Annotated in this window: 1 pseudogene; it reads left to right on the top strand. The window is 46.2% G+C overall.

Annotated elements, in window-relative coordinates:
- Positions 1-273 (top strand): annotated as a pseudogene (locus IEQ44_RS15840) (Hachiman antiphage defense system protein HamA); the annotation flags it as partial.

Here is a 273-nt window from a genome sequence, read left to right on the forward strand (position 1 = left end):
GGTTGGATGAGGTTTTTCTCCGACCAAAAGAAATGTCTGATATTCATAAACTGACATTCATTGAAAAGCGAGAACGACTAAAGAATTCCGTCTTCAAATCGCTCCATGACGTCAGCGAATTTTTGGGTCGAGTGCTGTTGCACGCAACGATCCGGCAGCACCACGAAAGCCAGCCTATTCCTTGCATGCTATACGTGGAAAAAGCAGGGGCCGAAAAAATTCTTGAAAACGTGCATATCGTTCGCCGCGATCCAGAAGGTGATCAGCTTTGGA

Origin of the sequence: Nocardioides malaquae (assembly GCF_015070385.1) — a bacterium.
Lineage (GTDB): Bacteria > Actinomycetota > Actinomycetes > Propionibacteriales > Nocardioidaceae > Nocardioides > Nocardioides malaquae.